Genomic DNA, 18,126 nt, shown 5'->3' on the forward strand with positions numbered 1-18,126 from the left:
ACATGACAAGCCAACTTCGTCGCTAGGATGCTTTAAGAATGCAGACACTCATTTCCAATATTTCTAAACGAATCCGCCAAGTGTATCAAAAGGCAGAAGGGTTTATTGAAGATGAGCGCGAGTTTCCGTTATCGCAAGTTTTTCTGAATGCAACTTTCCAACGCTTTGTCACTGACAATGTGCAAATGCTGAAAGATTTACATGCCGATCTACATGAAGATTGGTTAAGACTGTATGCCACGTTGGATTATAACGGTCTCGATATTACGCTTTCTGTTGATCTGAAATTGGTACAAATGGAACTCAATAAAGATCGACAGTTAATTGTCTTTGAGCAAATTAGCGACACCAAACTGATTGAAGCCAAGTATCCCAATATTTTTTATAAACTTGGTGTTAAGTTTGCCCTGTTCTTTTATCAACGTGTATTACACAAAGACCCATTGGGCATGATTTTAGAAAAATTGGGCGTAATTACTGTTATCGATGATTTGTTGCATTTAGATTTAAACCGTTGGTTAGGCAAAAATAAATCCATCATTGATACGCTTGCCAAAGTTCATGTCACCCATGCCTTATTACGTGAAGCCGAAATGGTGGTCATGGGCAATGTCAATCTAGCAGCACTGTTTACTAAGTTATCTCAAGAAAAAGAAACAGATTGGGATGATGATTACAATGAAACTGAAGTGACGCCGATTAAACAAAAATAATCATAGCGCCTGAAGTACAGCTGTTTATCTATACATTTGGACGCAATCACAACAGGAAATATACATTTCCCATGATTTTTTTGCTTTGTTCTTCATGATTTGACCCGATAATCAAGCAGTGAGCTTTTTTGTTTATTAACTCACGTTCACTGCATAGGAAAAGGTATGGCACATTCAGCATTTAAAACACTTGGTATGACAGCAGGCTTAACAACAGCAATTCTGTTGACTGGCATGACCAGTCAAGCATTTGCGATGAGCCCTTTCCAAGCAACGTATCAATTTAGCTATAACGGTAAAAATGTCGGTTCTGCAACCCGTACATTAAGTAAGTCTGGAAATAACTGGAGCTATGTATTTGCTGCAAAAGCTGCAGGTTTAGCTTCAGCAACTGAAACCAGTCGATTTACCTTCAATAATGGCAAAATTAGTTCAAGCTCTTTTAGCCGTACCAGTAAAGTATTGGTACATAACAACACCATGAGCATTAACTTCCATCCAAGCAGTAAAACCATTAGTACGAAAAAAGACAACGAATCACGTTCTTTTACTTGGAAAGCTGATGTTTTGGATGAACTCAATGCTGAATTACAACTACGTGAAGACTTAAAAGGTTCAGGCTTAAAAGCAAATTATTATCTTGCCGATGCCAAAGAAATCGAAGCACGTAAGTTTGTGAAGCAAGGTTCTGAAAATGTAAAAACCAACTATGGCACATTCAACACCATCAAAGTGGTGATGAAACATGATAAACCGGGACGTGAAACAATCTTTTGGTTAGCGCCAAAACTGGACTACTTACCGGTCAAAGTATCACATGTTGACAAAAAAACATCTTATGCTTTATTGCTGACTGGCTACAAGGGCACAAGCAATTAAACAAAATTTCGTGAATTTAGCTTGATTTTTTTCAGTTGCTTTTTAAAATACGCTTTTGCTTTAAAAAGCATCTGTCCTTGAGGAATCTCCCGTGCACGCACTAGAACAGAAAATCTTGGCTGAAGGTATCGTTCTATCTGAAGAAGTATTGAAAGTCGATTCTTTCCTAAACCACCAAATTGATCCTGTTATGATGCAGCAAATTGGTCAGGAATTTGCGCGTCTTTTTAAAGATGCTGGCATTACCAAAATTATCACGATCGAAGCTTCAGGCATTGCACCTGCAGTGATGGCAGGCTTAGAGCTTGGCGTTCCTGTTATTTTTGCTCGTAAATACCAATCGCTTACACTGAAAGACGATTTATATCGCTCTAAAGTGTTCTCTTTCACTAAACAAACTGAAAGTACGATTGCGATTTCTAAGAAACACATCAATGCGACCGATAAAGTTTTGGTGATTGATGACTTCCTTGCAAATGGTCAAGCTGCGCTTGGTCTAGCTGATCTTATTCATCAAGCAGATGCATCGGTTGTGGGTATTGGTATTGTGATTGAAAAATCATTCCAACCTGGCCGCGATATTTTGCTTGAAAAAGGTTACCGTGTTGAATCTTTGGCACGTGTTAAATCTTTAGGCAACGGTACTGTTGAATTTGTTCGTGACTAAGATTGAACAATTCAAGATTGCAATTAAAGCGCTATGACAGCGCTTTTTTTGTGGCTATACATTATCAACCCCAACAATAAGCGTTCATTTTAAGAATATAAGAAATTAGAAATAAATAATTTGGATGACTTTGCAATTGCGCTCTCTTTTAAAAAATAGAACAATTGCCTAACACAATTTATAACGATTGAATGCTTTATTTAAGACGCTGATATTGTTATTAAAGAGTGAGCTAACATTATAGAGTGCAGTATTTTCTGCCCCTCTCACGGAATGAATCCTATGCAATGCCCAAAATGCGCTTCAACTGAAATTCAAACGCGCGATCATGAACAACATTTGAAAAAAATTGGTGGCATTTTAATGACATCTGCAGGTGCGACCGCAGGCACAGTCGGCGGTGCAGCATCAGGTGCATCTATTGGTGCAGCCATCGGTACGGTGGCAGGTCCATTAGGCGTGATTGTCGGTGGAACAGTAGGAACGTTTGTCGGTGCGATTAGTGTTGGTATTACAGGCGGTGTTATTGGCAATATCTTTGGCAAAAAAGCCGGGATTTCAGTCGATCGTAACGTTTTCCAAGATTACCAATGCCTAAAATGCAAACATCGCTTTAGTGTAAAACAGTCAGATGCTTCAAAAAAGCAGGAAGAAAACACTCAAGCGATTGACGACAACGCTCCCAAGGAAGACTAAGCATCAGGAAATGAACTTAGACGCATTTCCTGATGCCAAACCCTTTAAGCTTGCACGAGCTTTTGCGTAATAGTGGCTAAACGCTTACCTTGCACTTCGCACAAAACTTTTTCATCTTGACTTAAAGACTGATCATGTCGTGCCCCACTGACATGACTTGCACCATACGGCGTGCCACCCGTTTTGGTATTGGATAATGCTGGATGAGCATTATTCAAGCCCATAATCATCATACCGTGATGAAATAAAGGCGGTAGCATACTCAGCAATGTACTTTCTTGACCGCCATGCATCGAGCCTGACGAAGTAAACACGCAGGCAGGCTTATCGTGTAAAGCACCATTTAGCCAAAGACTGGTGGTTTGATCCCAGAAATACTTCATTTCCGATGCCATATTACCAAAGCGGGTTGGTGAACCCAGTGCCAATCCTGAACATTGTGCCAATTCATCTAAGGTGCAATAAATATCACCTTCTTCAGGAATACTCGCTTCGGCTTCTTTCACCACAGTCGATAAATTCGGTACTGTACGAATCTTAACGTTCATTCCAGCTGCTTCAACACCGTTGGCAATCAAGTGTGCCATTTCTTTGGTTGAGCCATATTTGCTGTAATACAAAACCAGGACATAAGGTTGCATAATAATGATGTCCAACACTCAAAAAAGAAAACTATACGGTATTTTGCATCATTTTTGGTTAAGCTGATGCTTGAAAATTCATGATGTATAAGAATATTGAGATAGAAAGCGCATGATCCTTGAATATTTAAAGAAGTTACCTTTTTATGAGAAGCATTGGTTTCAGTTTATTTTATTTGTGTTGCGTCGCTTTGAAGCCGATCGTTGCCGTGAACAAGCCGGTTCTCTGACCTATACCACGCTTTTTGCTGTGGTGCCGATGTTGACAGTTTTTTTAGTCATCATTTCCTCGATTAAAGCCCTAGAACCTGCACGACAACAATTACAACAGCTGATCTATAGTAACTTTTTACCCAAAACCACCATCGCTTTTGATAAAGCCCTAAATGCCTTCACAGACAAATCCAGTAACCTCACGGTCATTGGGGTGCTGTTCTTATTTATCACCACCGTGATGATGCTGACCAGTATCGAAACTGTATTTAACCGAATTTGGCGTGTGACTGAAACACGTGGCGGTATTATTGGCTTTATGCGTTATTGGACAATTATTTCTTTGGGTCCAATTTTGCTCGGTAGCGCCTTTGTGATTTCGTCTACCTTAGCCTCGTTAAATGTTTTGAGTAACAACTTCGCGGGTTATGAGTTGGATGGTGCTTTTATTCTTTGGATGATTTCTTTTGCGCTCACCATTTTAGGCTTCTTTATTTTATATTGGACTATTCCTAATCGAAGTGTCCCCATTAAAGCCGCGTTAATTGCTGGTATTTTTAGTGCTGTAGTATTTGAGTTACTCAAAAATCTTTTTGGTTTTGTGATGTCTAACTTCACCAGTTATCAAATTGTGTATGGTGCTTTTGCTGCTGTTCCTATTTTCCTGTTATGGATTTACTTGTCTTGGAACATCGTCTTACTTGGCGTTGAAATCAGTTATGCACTCACCGCTTTTGAATCTGGACAAGATCAAAAACGTCATCCAATTCTCATGTTAATCGACCTGTTAGCATTGTTCTATGCCAAACAAAAAACCGGTGAAAGTATCAGTGAAGGCGAAGCATTGGAAGTCCTTGGACGTGACGAAATTGGACGTTGGCCAAGTTATGTCAGTATGTTTGAACAGCAAAATCTGATTAAACGAACTGACGATAATGAATATGTATTAGTACGTGATTTAGATCATGTCAACTTTTGGGATTTTTATCGCCAGCTGCCTTATCCCCTACCTCAAGAAAAGCAAATTACTCAAGGGGATGCCAATGATGAGTGGATGCAAAATCTTTCTCCACCTTTACTTGAAGCCGACAGCTACTTACGCGAAAAACTAAGTTTCCCATTGTCGTCTTTGTTTAATCGACGTTAAGTCCAAATCTACGCCATAAAAAAGGCTGCACTATGGCAGCCTTTTTTAATACGCAACTTTATTTAACAAACGTCGTCCACACGTAATCCTGAGATTGACCTTTTAATGTCATTTTTAACTGATCGCCTGACTGTAAAGCGGCAACACCTGCAGGTGTACCTGTCATCACCACATCGCCCGGTTCTAAAGTAAAGGCTTGGCTAATGTCTGTCAGCAAGGTGCCGATATCAAAAATAAGATGCGAGGTATCCCCTGTTTGGCGCAGCTCATGATTCACTTCAAAGCTGTAATGCACGTCGTTCCAATCCGCAACGACATCTTCCACTGCAATCCAATCTGAAAGCACACATGAACCATCATAAGCTTTTGAGCGCTCCCAAGGCTGACCTTTTTGCTTTAAGTCATCTTGTTGGTCACGCAAGGTTAAATCCAAACCCAAAGTCACCGCACCAACAGCCGCCAAGGCTTTAGCAGGATCGGTCTCATTTTTCAACGTCTGGTCAATACGTAGGCTCAGTTCACATTCATAATGGCAACTGCCCAAATCACGATTCCACTCAATGCCTTGCTCTAGTGTCGCTAAAGCACTCGGTGGCTTCATAAATAATACGGGACTGGTCGGCACAGCATTGCCTAATTCTCTCGCATGATCTGCATAACTACGACCGACACACACAATTTTAGATGGACGTGTACTCATGATGTGTTGCTTCCTTTCCCTTGAACTTATTTCTTAAATGTATTTTCAAAAAGTGTTTGCTCTGTGGCATCTTTAAATGCACGTTTGGGTACAATCACGACCGTTTTGCTTTTTAGCTCAATCATGTAAGTCAGCTTGCCTGCCGCAAATTTTTGTACTTCGCCATACGGCACAACCTTAGTGCGTCCATCGTTATAAAGTTCAGCATAATCTTGGAACAACGCAATGCCCTGCTCGCTTTTACCAAACTGATATTTGACGAATTGGCGTTTAAACATCATCGGTAAGAACCAATAACGCATTAAAAGTTGCATAATCAGGAAAAATGCACCTAAGCCAACATAGTATCGACCAACTCCACTGAAGCCCATGGAAAAGCCCCAGATGATAATACCGATACTGACCAACGGCGTCAGAAACTGAGTAAATTGCTTTTTACCAAAGGTCGCCAAGGCAAAACCATCTTGAGATTCTTCTAAATTTAGAAAATAACGGGTGGATAAAGTAGGTTTTGGCTCGGACATAACATCACATTAAATATATAAAATCTTGGTTCAATACTATACCAAAATCTATTCAGTCCTGATTCATTCTGAAAGGATTTACATATATTTGCTTTCGCTTTCCACTAAAAACCTTTTTAATTCGAAAAACGAAAACAAAAATCAAACAACAGGACGTTGTATGAAGAACCTATTCAAATCCGTCGTGATCAGCACGTGTCTGTGCATGAATCACTCAGCATTTGCCAAGTTAGTGCATTGGAATCCGCAAATTCCGAGCAGCCTCGACAGCTTCAATGGTGATGCAGCACAACTTGCAGACTTAACGGGCAACCGAATTTTCATTTATGCGCATCCGCAGCAAAAAATTAAATTGCCGACCTTTGAGGTCAATAACGCACGTACAGCTCAATTTTATAGTGCTGCTGTCGTTTTACCGACATCTACGGGCAAAGTTGAACAATTACTTAAACATTTTCCCAACTATGTCGGGTTATTCCCCACTTTAAAATCAGCCAAAGTGATTGAATCATCAGGCAATATTCAACAAGTGAAATATCAGGTGCATATTCCTACACCCATTCCAGTACTCAATTTTAAAGAAAATGTGCTGATGCAACATCAGGTGGATAAAAACAGTATTAGTACGCTGATCATTGATGCGCCGATTCCTTTTGCTGCAGGGAAACTCGAATGGTTTGCCTTAGCTGAAAACAAAACTTTAATGACCGTCACCCAATGGGGTGATTTAAATCAGCCCAAAGGTTTTTTATTTTCTAAAATTTTAAATGCATTACCTGAAGCCAAATTAGGTATTTCATCGGGTACCAATGCTTTTTTGCTCGAAGCCCTGCAACAGCGCTTTAAATCGTCAAATCCAATTGCACTGCCAGACGGTCAAATTCCTCAAATACAACTCAATGCCCAACAACGACAAAAAATAGCGAACTTAAGTCAACAGTCTTCACAACCTGTGAGTTTTATATTACCGAGTTATCAAATTAAACAAGCGAAAGCGGTTGAGCAGTTAAGGTTTAGTACGACTTATCATTACTATCCACAACCCGCAGAAAAACTCCAACCTTGGCTCACTGCCAATGCCAGTCAGCAGCTTTTTCCCAAGCAAATTAAGCGAGTCGATTTAAAGCAACATAATGCCCAAAATGTCGATGCGCATTTTAAGGTCTCGGTTGGTCTGGGTGTGATTCAAATTCCATTTAATTTTAACGTGCGTTTCCATCAAGCTGATGCCTCGCAAAATCAATACAACGCGATTGGTGGCGATCTTAAGTATGTAAAAGGCGGGATGAAACTATTGCCACAAGCGCAAGGCACGCTGTTGCAAATGACCACAAGTTTAAAAATAGACAATGATGCGCCATTTTTAATCCGAGCCATGCGTAGTATGCCCTACCATGATCTTTTGCCTGCGGTCGGTGCCAATACGGTCTACGCTTTAAAAGTACAGCAAAAGCTTAGATAGTTGTTATCTTCGATTTATTGTTTTTTTATATAGCCCAAGTAAAACAATAGACGTAAAAAAACCGCATCAATGTGCGGTTTTTTCAGAATTCTTATCAAGATTGGTGCGCTCAGAGAGATTCGAACTCCCGACCCCTTAGTTCGTAGCCAAGTGCTCTATCCAGCTGAGCTATGAGCGCGACGTCTTGATGGGATGCATTATACGGAGTTTTATCATCTTGTTAAGTCTTTTTTAATAAAAACCAAATCAAATGAACAACAATTAAACAATAGCCCTATGCAAATGATATTTCGTGGAAATATCATACAGATTTAGAGTTAAAAACACTTAATAGATCGATTGAAGAATGTAGAAAGAATAAAGTTGGGAAGATAAATACGCTTGAATGTTATTTTTATATAAACCTGAATCAAAGCAAAACGCAAATTTCAGGCACAAAAAAACCGCTGCTAATGCGGTTTAATGTTCATCTTGCGATGTTAAGTTGGTGCGCTCAGAGAGATTCGAACTCCCGACCCCTTAGTTCGTAGCCAAGTGCTCTATCCAGCTGAGCTATGAGCGCATTACTTAGGTTTACGTTAACATCTTTACTTATTGGTGCGCTCAGAGAGATTCGAACTCCCGACCCCTTAGTTCGTAGCCAAGTGCTCTATCCAGCTGAGCTATGAGCGCGACATAAGTAAAGTTGGCGGTGAGAGAGGGATTCGAACCCTCGATACAGTTACCCGTATGCATCCTTAGCAGGGATGTGGTTTCAGCCACTCACCCATCTCACCGTAACGTGGTGGCATAATACAAAGTTCGTGCATGGACTGCAAGCTTCACATTGAAAAAAAGTGTATATATTTGCTTGTTTAAATACTTTTTAAGCGATTTGCATTTATTTCGTACATTCAGTGTACAAATTTACCAATTCGCATTTCCAGTTATCGAAAATAAACTCAAAATCTAAAACTTACACAGATTATTGCAATCATTTACGTGCAGTCTGTGCGTACATGACTTATGCTAATCCCATCTCCTGACATAAAATTTAAGATATGATGAAAAATTGGGTCGATCCTGAAGCAAAAGCCGAAGCCGAACGTTATGACAACCCTATTCCAAGCCGCACACTTCTTCTTGAAATCATCGAAAAAAATAAATCACAGTCTCATGCGGACTTGGTAGAAGCGTTTGAAATTGCTGATCAAAAAAGTATAGATGCGTTAAGCCATCGTCTGATTGCGATGGTACGTGATGGTCAGCTCATGAAAGACGGTTATAAGTTCCAAATTGCGGCTGAGCAACCTGAACATGAAGCAACGGTCTATATCAATGCAAAAGGTATGGGCACGGCAAATATTTCAGGTCAGGACGACTTATTGTTACCCGAACGCGAACTGCGCCAAGTGTTTAATGGTGACCGCGTTAAAGTGCGTCAAACCTCTGTCGACCGTAAAGGTAAAGCGTGGGGCTTTATTACAGAGATTGTGCAGCACCGTGTAAAAGAGATTATTGGTAAAGTCGCAGAGCATGAAGGCGAATACTTTATTCAGCCGGGCAATCCGAATGCTCACCAACCGATTACATTAGAAAAAGAACTGATCGAACACGCGAAAGTAAACGTAGGTGATTCTGTTCGAATTGCGATTGATGACTATCCGACCAAAGAAGATTTGGCAACAGGTCACATTGTGCAATCGATGGCAGACAAAGCAGATACCGAAATCATTATCCCACAAACGATTTTAGAATTTGGCTTGCCTTACGAATTCCCAAATGAAGTCGTCAAAGAAGCGGAAAGCTTTAAAGAGCCAAGTGAAAAAGATCGTGAAGGTCGTATCGACTTACGTGATTTAGCATTAGTCACGATTGATGGTGAAGATGCACGTGACTTCGATGATGCCGTGTTTGCAGAAAAACGTCCGGGCGGTGGGTATCGTGTTGTGGTTGCCATTGCTGACGTCAGTCATTATGTGCGTATTGGTAAACCACTTGATGACGAAGCGCAACAACGCGGTACATCGGTGTATTTCCCGCATTACGTACTACCGATGTTGCCTGAAGCACTATCTAATGGATTGTGTTCTTTAAATCCAAACGTTGATCGTTTATGTATGGTTTGTGACTTAAAACTTTCACGTGCAGGTCGTGTGACAGGTTATGAGTTCTACCCGTCTGTGATGCATTCGAAAGCCCGTTTGACTTACGATCAAGTCGCTCAATACTTAGACGGCGATAGCAGTGCGATTACTGAAGATCGTGATGTACGTAAATCAATCAACACCCTATTCCAATTGTATCAAGTACTGAAAGGCTTACGTGCTGAACGTCATGCCATGGAATTTGAAACCGTTGAAACGTACATGACCTTTGATGAATTGGGTGGGATTAATCAAATTCTGCCTCGCTCACGAAATGATGCGCATAAACTGATTGAAGAATGCATGTTGCTTGCCAATGTTGCAGCTGCAGAATATGCCATGAAAAACGAAGTGCCGATGCTCTACCGTGTGCATGAGCCACCTGAGTTTTCACGCATTCAGAAAGTTCGCGACTTTGTGAAATTGTTAGGGCTTAAATTCCCTGAACAGCCGACCCAAGCGGATTATCAAGCCGTGATCGAAGCAACCAAAGATCGTGTTGATGCACCAAGTATTCACTCTGTTCTGTTACGCTCAATGATGCAAGCCTATTATGGCGCGAAAAATGCCGGACATTTCGGCTTGGCTTATGATGCATATACGCATTTCACTTCGCCAATTCGTCGCTATCCAGATTTACTGTTGCATCGCGCCATTAAAGCACAGCTTGCAAATAAACCGTCTCCACTCTCTGGTGCAGCACTTGATGATGCTGGTGAGCATTTCTCTGCCACTGAACGTCGTGCCGATGAAGCCTCTCGCTCAGTAACCACTTGGCTAAAATGCCATTATATGCAGCAGCATTTGGGTGAAGAGTTTATTGGTACAATCAGTGCCACTGCCGAATTCGGTTTATTTGTGACGCTTAAAGACTTATATGTCGATGGCATGATTCATGTGAGCCAATTGGGCGATGACTTCTTTGTGTTTGATCAAGCAAGTCAAAACTTGGTCGGTCAAAACCGTGGTCAAAGCTTTGGTTTAGGCGATGAAGTGAAAATTAAAGTCGCAGGCGTGAACCTTGCTGAGCGCAAAATTGACTTTGAATTGGTTCAGCAATTAACGCATGCCGGTCGTACCATTCGTGAACGTGCACCACGCGTAAAAAGCAAAACTGCACCACGCGCTGAAGCAAAAGAAGATGTCTTTCAAGACCGTCCCCGGCAATCCCCCAGTGATCAAGGAGACCAGCCCAGACGCAAAAAAGACAAATCTGGCGCTTACAGCAAAAAGCCTAGTAAAAAATCTGCAGCAAAACCTGAAACAAAGGTTAAAGATAAAGTAAAGAAAAAGTCGAAGCTGAAGAAGAAAAAATCGAACAGTAAACCAAAGACTGAACGAATTTAAGCTTGTGATTAAAAAAGAGCGCTACGGCGCTCTTTTTTATTTGTTTTATCTTTATAAAAATAAAGAACTTCAATCATGGCAATTCATTCAATTTCTAAATATGACTATCGTGGTTATGTCATTTTCATTTTTCTTATTTTCATTATCAGTGCTTTATTCTTCTATATCTCATTTGAATAGCGATAAGCATAATAAATAAAGTCCAACTCTTGATTTATCCCTCACTTACCCTTATCTCTAGAACTAATACAGGAAATCCATTCGGCAGACCGACATGACTTTAGAAAAGGCAACTTTGCCTGTTCCACAATTTGATCAAATTACCCTTGCAGATTTAAAAGAAAATATTCAAAACACGATTCAACAAGGTCAACAATTTTTAAATGATTTGTCTGAAACACCAGACAGTGTCATTGAGCAACTTAAAACATTAGAGCAAATTGACACGCTTGAAAATAATATGAGCGAAGCATGGGGTGTATTGTCACACTTAAATGCAGTTATGAATAACGCTGAAACACGTGAAGTCTATCAAGCGCTATTACCAAGCTTAAGTGAGTACTATACCCAACTTGGTCAACATACAGTGCTTTATCAAACTTATCAGCATGTGCATGATGCAGCTGTATTTACCGATTTACCCGAAGCACAGCAAAGTGCAATCAAACTTACTTTACGTGACTTTAAACTATCAGGTGTGGCTTTAGAAGGCGCAGCCAAAAAACGTTATGCGGAAATTTCTGCGCGTTTATCTCAGCTTTCATCAGATTTTTCAAATCACGTACTTGATGCCACTCAAGCTTATTTCAAGCCATTAACTGAAGAGCAACTTGCTGGCTTGCCTGAGAGCAGTATCGAGTTACTCAAACAATATGGGCAACAACGTGAGCTAGAGCAGCCTGTTGCGACTTTAGATTTTCCGTCGTATTTAGCGATTATGACCTATGCCGAAAATCGTGAATTACGTGAAGAACTCTATAAAGCCTATACCACACGTGCATCGGATCAGTCAGACAAAACTGAATTTGACAATACACCCGTGATCGAGGAGATCTTGAGCCTTCGTCATGAAATGGCAAGTTTGCTTGGTTTTGACAGCTATGCCGATTTATCATTGGCCAGTAAAATGGCACCCAGCGTTACAGTAGTTGATGAATTCCTACGTGATTTAGCGGAACATGCGCGCGCACCGGCCACTCAAGAAATTGCAGAACTCAAAGCGATTGCTGCGGAAGATGGCATTACCGAGCTTCAACCTTGGGATAGCACCTATTATTCTGAAAAACTCAAAGTTCAGCAGTTTAATTTGTCTCAAGAAGCGTTAAAACCTTACTTCCCTGCACATAAAGTCGTGACAGGTTTATTCAGTATCGTAAACCGTCTCTATGGCATTCAAGTGGTTGAACGTGAAGCGCCTGTCTGGCATCCAGATGCACGTTACTTTGAACTTGAAGATCAAGGTCAAGTGATTGGCGGTTTTTACTTCGACCTCTATGCCCGTCAAGGCAAACGTGGTGGCGCGTGGATGAGCGGCTTCCGTTCACGTATGCAAAGCAATAGCGGCTTACAAAAACCAATTTGTTATATGGTCGGTAACTTTACTCCTGCCATTGGTCATCAGCCTGCTTTACTTACCCACGATGAAGTAATTACCTTATTCCATGAATTTGGTCATGGTTTACATCATATGCTCACTGAGGTCGACAATATTTCAGTTGCCGGTACACATGGCGTGGCATGGGATGCAGTAGAGTTACCAAGTCAGTTTATGGAGTTCTGGGCATGGGATAAAGAAAGCCTCGATGTATTGAGTGAACATATCGACAGTAAAGAAACCTTACCCGCAGATTTGCTGAAGTCTTTATTAGACGCACGTTTCTTCCAATCTGGTATGCAGACCTTACGTCAACTTGAATTTGCCTTATTTGATTTAAGCATTCATAAAGCCAGTCCAGCACTCAATGCCGAACAAGTGCAAGCGACTTTAAATGACATTCGTGCTCAATATGCTGTACTGCCAAGCACAGACTATAACCGCTTCCAACATAGCTTTAGCCATATTTTCGCAGGGGGTTATGCAGCAGGTTACTACTCTTATAAATGGGCAGAAGTGTTAGCCAGTGATGCTTTCGATCGTTTTGAAAATGAAGGTATTTTTAATACTGACACTGGTCATGAATTCCGTAAAAACATCCTCGCTGTGGGCGGTAAAGATACCGCGCTTGATGCTTTTGTAAACTTCCGCGGTCGTGAACCGAAAATAGATGCTTTACTTCGTCATCAAGGTTGGACGAATACAACTAAAAGCGCTTAAACTAGTGTTTTAAATGAATCAAAGGTAAGTATGATGACCATTAAACGTCGTTTTATTGCAGGCGCAAAATGTCCAAAATGTCAGGCGATGGATCGTGTTGTCATGCTCACCTCTGGTGAAAATGAATGGATTGAATGTATCGACTGTGGTTACGAAGAAAATCGCCCTACCCATGTCGATCAACCTGAAATTCCTGCTGTTCCAGATGAAATTGGGGTCATTCAATTTAAACCCCGCTAAGTACAATAATATGAATTAGGTTTACATTATGTCGGTAGATCAAAGGGATAATCCGAAACTATTAATGGGGATTATGGCGGCTTTAGCCGTGATTGTTGCATGTGTATTTGGCTATTTTTGGCTCAGCAATGCGACTCAAACGACTCAAGAACCAGAACAAACGTTAAGCAATCCACCTGCGATGCAGCCTTCAGTCGCGACAGATCAAAACGTTGCTGTTGCCGCTGAGCAAGTACCTGCATCAACACAAACGAAAACCTTGGTAGATGAGGCGTTGCTTCAAGATGCAGTCCCCGAAAACCCAAGTCTAGCCAAAGAAGAGCTGGATAAACTTGATGATATCCAAGCGCAATTAAATGACCAGAAACAAGCTTTGAATCAACAACATGCCGATGCAGATGCCTTGATCAAATTAAAGGAAGAACAAATTCAACTTCTTGAAGCACAACTTGCTCAAGAAAAATAATTTGTGGCTGAATATCAGCTAGACTATTGCTATATTTTCTAGCTCAGCCGCCTTTATGTTTACAGCCCCACCATCACAGCTAATGAAAGCCATTATGTGCTTAACGCTTTCTGCACTGCTCTTTTCTGTGATGGGCGTCTGTATCCGTTACGCCTCGCATACTGTTGATAATCCCACCATTGTATTTTTTAGAAATGTGGTCGGTTTGTGCATTTTCTTACCGCTTATTTTGAATAAGGGTATCGGTTTTTTCAAAACTGAAAAACTCTGGATGCATACTTGGCGCTCTGTTGTCGGCTTAATTGCCATGTATGGTTTCTTCTATGCCATTGCACATCTAAAACTCTCCAATGCCATGGTATTTACCTACTCATCCCCTATTTTTATTCCGCTCATTGCTTGGTTATTTTTAAAAGAAAAAGTGACGCTCAGTATGCTTCTTGCCGCTGCAATTGGCTTCACGGGCGTACTGTTTGTGGCTAAACCTGACACGGGTTTATTCAATATGATGTCTGTGATTGGTTTGGGTGCGAGTTTTCTTGCCGCGATAGCATTTGTAACCGTGAGAGCATTAACCGCAACCGAGCCACCTGAACGTATCGTCTTTTATTTTTGCTTCTTCGGGGTATTGATTTCAATTGTGCCGATGTTTTGGTTGTGGCGTCCGTACACATGGACAGAACTCAGCTATTTAATTAGCGCAGGCATTTTAGCCAATGTCAGCCAACTTTTTCTATCGACCGCCTATAAGCTTGCACCCGCAGGACAAATTGGACCTGTCAACTATATTGCGATTGTGTTTGCAGGCATGTGGGGCTATCTGTTTTGGGGTGAACTGCCTGATTTTTATAGCATGATTGGTTTAAGCTTTATTTTCTGTGCCATTTTAATCTGTAGTCCGCTATTGCAGAAAAGACTTAATGGCTAAATGCATATTATAAAAAAAGCACCCAAAGGTGCTTTTTTTAAGGGTTCTGTTAAGAATACCAACCGAATAATTTAAAGATATACGGTACGTAGGCAATAATCAGCATGGCTGGCAGCAATACAATCACTGGTAAAATCCATCGTTCATAGCGGTAATAGAAGGACAGATGACGGACTTCAGCATCGGCTTCTGCGACTTCAGCATCGCCAATGGATTGCCTTGCCAACAAGTGATTTAGTGCAACTGGCGGGGTGACATAACCCAACTCGAAACCAATCAAGGTAATCATCCAGAAGTGGACAGGATCAATACCATATTGATACGCCACAGGGGCTACCGTTGCTGAAATTAAAATAACAGCACCGAATGGATCCATGATCATTCCGACAAAGATCATTAAGCCCACAATCATGGTAATTACCAAGATTGTACTGCTAATGTCGGTCGGGAATGCTTCCATAATTTCCATACGTTCAAGTAAACCACCAACACTCACGGACAATGCCATCAGAATAATCAACGCACCAATATGTCCAACCGTTTCACTGGTTGAAATATGGATTGATTTCCAGAAACCGAGCTGACGTAATGGCGATTCAGCACGCTCAACAGCAGGTACAGGTTCAGCATTCGCTTGGGTATTGAGTGTTGCATCCCAATGTCCAACTGGTGGCAATGGTGCAGGCTCATGACGTAATTTATCAAATAGCACCACCATCAATAGAATTACTGGCATCATGACGGGTGCAGTAAATTCATTGAGATCTGTGGAAAGTGCGAATTTGTAGAACATCCATGTCAATACAAAAATCACGATATATGGAATCACCGCCAAGAAAGCACGACCCGATTGAGGCGCTGCCACACTTGGTGATGCAATACGGAATTTATTATCCGCAATAAATAATGAAATCACCAAGAACAGTGTCGAACTCAGTAAGAAGACATAAATCCCATAGTGGTACAGTAAATCGGTCGTGACTTCTTTATTCAATGATGCAACAACGACAATTAATAGACACGGACGTAACACGACACCCAATGAACCTGACATCGCCGTGGCAGCCAAAGCAAATTGACGGCGTCCACCCGCATTCCATACCTCTTTATAAATGATTGCACCTGCGGCAATGACGAAAATACCTGATGCACCGGTATAAGCCGTTGGCAATGCTGCGGCAAGTAGAATAAGCCATGTTAACGTTTCAGGTGCTAAATTCCATGGACGTAGAATATTGAGGAATAAATCCACAACACGGGTTTGTTTTAGCAGCATACCTGCCCAAATGAACAGTGCTAGGTTCAGGAAGATACTTGAGAACTCAACCAACTGACCGAGATAAATCCCCTGTCCCATCGGATAGTCCATAAAGAATGTAAAATTCACACCCGTTGTAATCGCCATGTAGGCATAGAGCGGTATGCTCAGGAATGCCATACCAATACTGCCGCCTTCTTTGGTCGGCTTTGGTAACTTAATGACTTGGAACAAGCTGATTAAGGTCAGGGTACTAAACAAAATCATCCATAGCCAATAGATGTATTTCATTTCGCCGAGCGGAACACCCGAATTAATCATTGACTGATATTGGCTATACGATGAGAATGCCAAGAATGCATTCGCAACCAACATAGCAATGCTATACAGACGGAAATCAATACGTGTTGCTGGGCTACGCAAACCAATATGATGGGTTTTCAGCGTGGCACTAATGGCAGCAAAAACCACCATAATGACTAATAATAAAGCCCGATTTTCTGTTCCGAATTTGAATAAACCAAAGAATGATGTTTCAAAATTACGGTAAGCACGAATACTTGGATTGGCTTCAATGTGATCGATGGCTTTGTCATAGAACACATAGGACTCTTCACAGACTTGTTGCGCCTGCACAACAGCGGCACGTACATCTGCCTCAGAGCGCACGCCAAAGAAATCGGCATATTCATCTGCAGCATCTATTTTGAGTTGCTTTTGCACCGTGGCATCAATATCAACATTACGCTCACATTTCGGTGCGGTCGGTTCTGCGCGTAAGAATGAATATTGCATACCCGATGCAGGATCGCCATAAATACGTTCGCCCATGCGCAGTAACTGCCCATGGATCATCTCACCGGTACCAATCACAAGCGTTAACAACAGTAAGACTAAAACGACAAAGGTAGAGACCCATTCAGTCCATATATAGCGCAACAGACCTAATCCTGATCTGTTTTGATCATCATTTTGCATGTATTTTCCTATTGTTATTCTTGAGTATCGAACGTTATTACGACGAACCCATTGCTCCATGAGTCTCGAAAATTCCTTTTCAAAGACTTATCGTTTATTTTGTACTCGAATGTGCATGAAATTTTATAAAATTAAAATGACAATTTAGATTTTCTTTTCGGTTTTTTTGACCAATTTCAACTTCGGTCATAGCAGTAGTCGACAATGATATAAATATTCGCCAGTAAAATACCCCAAATCACCCCGAGTAAATGCGCTTCAACCAAAACTGGGCTGCCAATGAGCTGGGCTGTACCTGTACTGCCTATCGTATTTTCCCAAATGAGTTTGGCAAAAATTAAAAACAACACCAAAGCTGCAAAACTTCGTTCCCGTTTATACAGTAAATGCACACATGCGATGGCGGCATAAGCCCCATGCAATACACCCGACAGACCCGCATAAGCACCAATATCAGGCAAGACCCAATAAAAACTGAGACTTAAAAGTGGAGAAATCAGTAAGAAAATGGTACTGAAATGCCAAACGCAAGCTCGCGGAAAAATAAAAGGTAAACAAGCGAAGGCAATCATATTGAGAAGGTAATGAATCCATCCCACATGGACCCAATGCGCTGTCCATAAACGCCATGGTTCAGCAAAAAGATGGTCTTGCCAATAAATAAAATGATCTTTAAAAATTTGTAGGCAGGCGCAAAGAGAGACCACCATTGCAATAAATACAATTTTGCGATGGAGATACTGATCCTGCATAGGCGCCTCCCTAGTCTTCTTCATTTAAATCGCGCCTTATCAAGTGATAAGGCGCGAAATTAAGATTGAAACGAA

Annotated in this window: 16 protein-coding genes and 4 tRNA genes; 11 read left to right on the forward strand and 9 right to left on the reverse strand. The window is 41.2% G+C overall.

The genetic code is table 11. From position 1 onward, the window contains the following. Positions 1 to 38: 38 nt before the first annotated feature. The 4 genes from GFH30_RS11055 (at position 39) to GFH30_RS11070 (ending at position 2,955) form a co-directional block, all read left to right on the forward strand. Positions 39 to 713: a hypothetical protein gene (locus tag GFH30_RS11055; RefSeq protein ID WP_153372608.1), complete on the forward strand. Its 675-nt coding sequence runs from the start codon at positions 39 to 41 to the stop codon at positions 711 to 713. A gap of 165 nt (positions 714 to 878) precedes the next feature. Continuing rightward, positions 879 to 1,592: a DUF3108 domain-containing protein gene (locus tag GFH30_RS11060; RefSeq protein WP_153372610.1), complete on the forward strand. Its 714-nt coding sequence runs from the start codon at positions 879 to 881 to the stop codon at positions 1,590 to 1,592. Between the two features lie 91 nt (positions 1,593 to 1,683). After that, a complete protein-coding gene (locus tag GFH30_RS11065) occupies positions 1,684 to 2,259 on the forward strand; it encodes a xanthine phosphoribosyltransferase (RefSeq protein ID WP_153372612.1) in 576 nt (191 codons plus the stop codon). A gap of 282 nt (positions 2,260 to 2,541) precedes the next feature. Beyond that, the gene (locus GFH30_RS11070; RefSeq protein ID WP_227551498.1) at positions 2,542 to 2,955 is read left to right on the forward strand and encodes a hypothetical protein; all 414 of its coding nucleotides are present in this window, start codon (positions 2,542 to 2,544) and stop codon (positions 2,953 to 2,955) included. Between the two features lie 44 nt (positions 2,956 to 2,999). Here the strand turns inward: GFH30_RS11070 and wrbA are convergent, their stop codons facing one another. Continuing rightward, the gene (gene wrbA, locus GFH30_RS11075) at positions 3,000 to 3,596 is read right to left on the reverse strand and encodes an NAD(P)H:quinone oxidoreductase (protein ID WP_153372614.1); all 597 of its coding nucleotides are present in this window, start codon (positions 3,594 to 3,596) and stop codon (positions 3,000 to 3,002) included. A 112-nt stretch (positions 3,597 to 3,708) separates the two neighbouring features. Here wrbA and GFH30_RS11080 point away from each other — a divergent pair, with 112 nt between their 5' ends. Next, entirely contained in the window at positions 3,709 to 4,956 is a 1,248-nt protein-coding gene (locus GFH30_RS11080) for a YihY family inner membrane protein (protein ID WP_153372616.1), read from the forward strand. 58 nt (positions 4,957 to 5,014) lie between these two features. On the opposite strand, the gene GFH30_RS11085 is transcribed toward GFH30_RS11080, so the two are convergent. Both GFH30_RS11085 and GFH30_RS11090 read right to left on the reverse strand, forming a co-directional pair. Continuing rightward, complete coding sequence (locus GFH30_RS11085; protein ID WP_153372618.1) at positions 5,015 to 5,656, reverse strand: fumarylacetoacetate hydrolase family protein; 642 nt, start codon at positions 5,654 to 5,656, stop codon at positions 5,015 to 5,017. Positions 5,657 to 5,682: 26 nt separating this feature from the next. Then, a complete protein-coding gene (locus tag GFH30_RS11090; protein ID WP_153372620.1) occupies positions 5,683 to 6,180 on the reverse strand; it encodes a YcxB family protein in 498 nt (165 codons plus the stop codon). A 160-nt stretch (positions 6,181 to 6,340) separates the two neighbouring features. Between GFH30_RS11090 and GFH30_RS11095 the strand changes: the two genes are divergently transcribed. Further along, the gene (locus tag GFH30_RS11095; RefSeq protein ID WP_153372622.1) at positions 6,341 to 7,642 is read left to right on the forward strand and encodes an SRPBCC family protein; all 1,302 of its coding nucleotides are present in this window, start codon (positions 6,341 to 6,343) and stop codon (positions 7,640 to 7,642) included. Between the two features lie 101 nt (positions 7,643 to 7,743). Here GFH30_RS11095 and GFH30_RS11100 read toward each other — a convergent pair. The 4 genes from GFH30_RS11100 to GFH30_RS11115 all read right to left on the reverse strand — a co-directional run bounded on the left by GFH30_RS11100 (position 7,744) and on the right by GFH30_RS11115 (position 8,418). Continuing rightward, positions 7,744 to 7,820, reverse strand: a tRNA-Arg gene (locus GFH30_RS11100). Positions 7,821 to 8,127: 307 nt separating this feature from the next. Next, a tRNA-Arg gene (locus GFH30_RS11105) sits at positions 8,128 to 8,204 on the reverse strand. Positions 8,205 to 8,237: 33 nt separating this feature from the next. Next, a tRNA-Arg gene (locus tag GFH30_RS11110) sits at positions 8,238 to 8,314 on the reverse strand. A 14-nt stretch (positions 8,315 to 8,328) separates the two neighbouring features. Further along, positions 8,329 to 8,418 (reverse strand) — tRNA-Ser (locus tag GFH30_RS11115). Positions 8,419 to 8,682: 264 nt separating this feature from the next. Between GFH30_RS11115 and rnr the strand changes: the two genes are divergently transcribed. The 5 genes from rnr (at position 8,683) to GFH30_RS11140 (ending at position 15,063) form a co-directional block, all read left to right on the forward strand. After that, entirely contained in the window at positions 8,683 to 11,115 is a 2,433-nt protein-coding gene (gene rnr, locus GFH30_RS11120; RefSeq protein WP_153372623.1) for a ribonuclease R, read from the forward strand. A 274-nt stretch (positions 11,116 to 11,389) separates the two neighbouring features. Then, positions 11,390 to 13,429 (forward strand): M3 family metallopeptidase, encoded by a 2,040-nt coding sequence (locus GFH30_RS11125; RefSeq protein WP_153372625.1) that lies wholly within the window; start codon positions 11,390 to 11,392, stop codon positions 13,427 to 13,429. A gap of 39 nt (positions 13,430 to 13,468) precedes the next feature. Next, positions 13,469 to 13,669 carry a YheV family putative zinc ribbon protein gene (locus tag GFH30_RS11130; RefSeq protein ID WP_171501036.1) on the forward strand — a complete coding sequence of 67 codons (201 nt, stop codon included), beginning with the start codon at positions 13,469 to 13,471 and terminating at the stop codon, positions 13,667 to 13,669. A 28-nt stretch (positions 13,670 to 13,697) separates the two neighbouring features. After that, entirely contained in the window at positions 13,698 to 14,135 is a 438-nt protein-coding gene (locus GFH30_RS11135; protein WP_153372629.1) for a hypothetical protein, read from the forward strand. A 55-nt stretch (positions 14,136 to 14,190) separates the two neighbouring features. Then, on the forward strand, positions 14,191 to 15,063 hold the full coding sequence (locus GFH30_RS11140) for a DMT family transporter (RefSeq protein WP_153372630.1): 873 nt from the start codon (positions 14,191 to 14,193) through the stop codon (positions 15,061 to 15,063). Between the two features lie 49 nt (positions 15,064 to 15,112). Here GFH30_RS11140 and GFH30_RS11145 read toward each other — a convergent pair whose 3' ends face one another. Together GFH30_RS11145 and rrtA are read right to left on the reverse strand one after the other, a co-directional pair. Next, entirely contained in the window at positions 15,113 to 17,299 is a 2,187-nt protein-coding gene (locus GFH30_RS11145) for a TRAP transporter large permease subunit (RefSeq protein ID WP_153372632.1), read from the reverse strand. A gap of 176 nt (positions 17,300 to 17,475) precedes the next feature. Continuing rightward, entirely contained in the window at positions 17,476 to 18,051 is a 576-nt protein-coding gene (gene rrtA, locus GFH30_RS11150) for a rhombosortase (RefSeq protein WP_153372634.1), read from the reverse strand. Positions 18,052 to 18,126: the final 75 nt, after the last annotated feature.

The organism is Acinetobacter wanghuae (assembly GCF_009557235.1).
Taxonomy (GTDB): domain Bacteria; phylum Pseudomonadota; class Gammaproteobacteria; order Pseudomonadales; family Moraxellaceae; genus Acinetobacter; species Acinetobacter wanghuae.

Coding starts and splice junctions, on each gene's coding strand:
- rnr (WP_153372623.1), top strand. CDS start 8,683: ATGATGAAAAATTGGGTCGATCCTGAAGCAAAAGCCGAAGCCGAACGT.
- GFH30_RS11080 (WP_153372616.1), top strand. CDS start 3,709: ATGATCCTTGAATATTTAAAGAAGTTACCTTTTTATGAGAAGCATTGG.
- GFH30_RS11140 (WP_153372630.1), top strand. CDS start 14,191: ATGTTTACAGCCCCACCATCACAGCTAATGAAAGCCATTATGTGCTTA.
- GFH30_RS11085 (WP_153372618.1), bottom strand. CDS start 5,656: ATGAGTACACGTCCATCTAAAATTGTGTGTGTCGGTCGTAGTTATGCA.
- GFH30_RS11070 (WP_227551498.1), top strand. CDS start 2,542: ATGCAATGCCCAAAATGCGCTTCAACTGAAATTCAAACGCGCGATCAT.
- GFH30_RS11055 (WP_153372608.1), top strand. CDS start 39: ATGCAGACACTCATTTCCAATATTTCTAAACGAATCCGCCAAGTGTAT.
- GFH30_RS11090 (WP_153372620.1), bottom strand. CDS start 6,180: ATGTCCGAGCCAAAACCTACTTTATCCACCCGTTATTTTCTAAATTTA.
- wrbA (WP_153372614.1), bottom strand. CDS start 3,596: ATGCAACCTTATGTCCTGGTTTTGTATTACAGCAAATATGGCTCAACC.
- GFH30_RS11060 (WP_153372610.1), top strand. CDS start 879: ATGGCACATTCAGCATTTAAAACACTTGGTATGACAGCAGGCTTAACA.
- GFH30_RS11135 (WP_153372629.1), top strand. CDS start 13,698: ATGTCGGTAGATCAAAGGGATAATCCGAAACTATTAATGGGGATTATG.
- rrtA (WP_153372634.1), bottom strand. CDS start 18,051: ATGCAGGATCAGTATCTCCATCGCAAAATTGTATTTATTGCAATGGTG.
- GFH30_RS11145 (WP_153372632.1), bottom strand. CDS start 17,299: ATGCAAAATGATGATCAAAACAGATCAGGATTAGGTCTGTTGCGCTAT.
- GFH30_RS11095 (WP_153372622.1), top strand. CDS start 6,341: ATGAAGAACCTATTCAAATCCGTCGTGATCAGCACGTGTCTGTGCATG.
- GFH30_RS11125 (WP_153372625.1), top strand. CDS start 11,390: ATGACTTTAGAAAAGGCAACTTTGCCTGTTCCACAATTTGATCAAATT.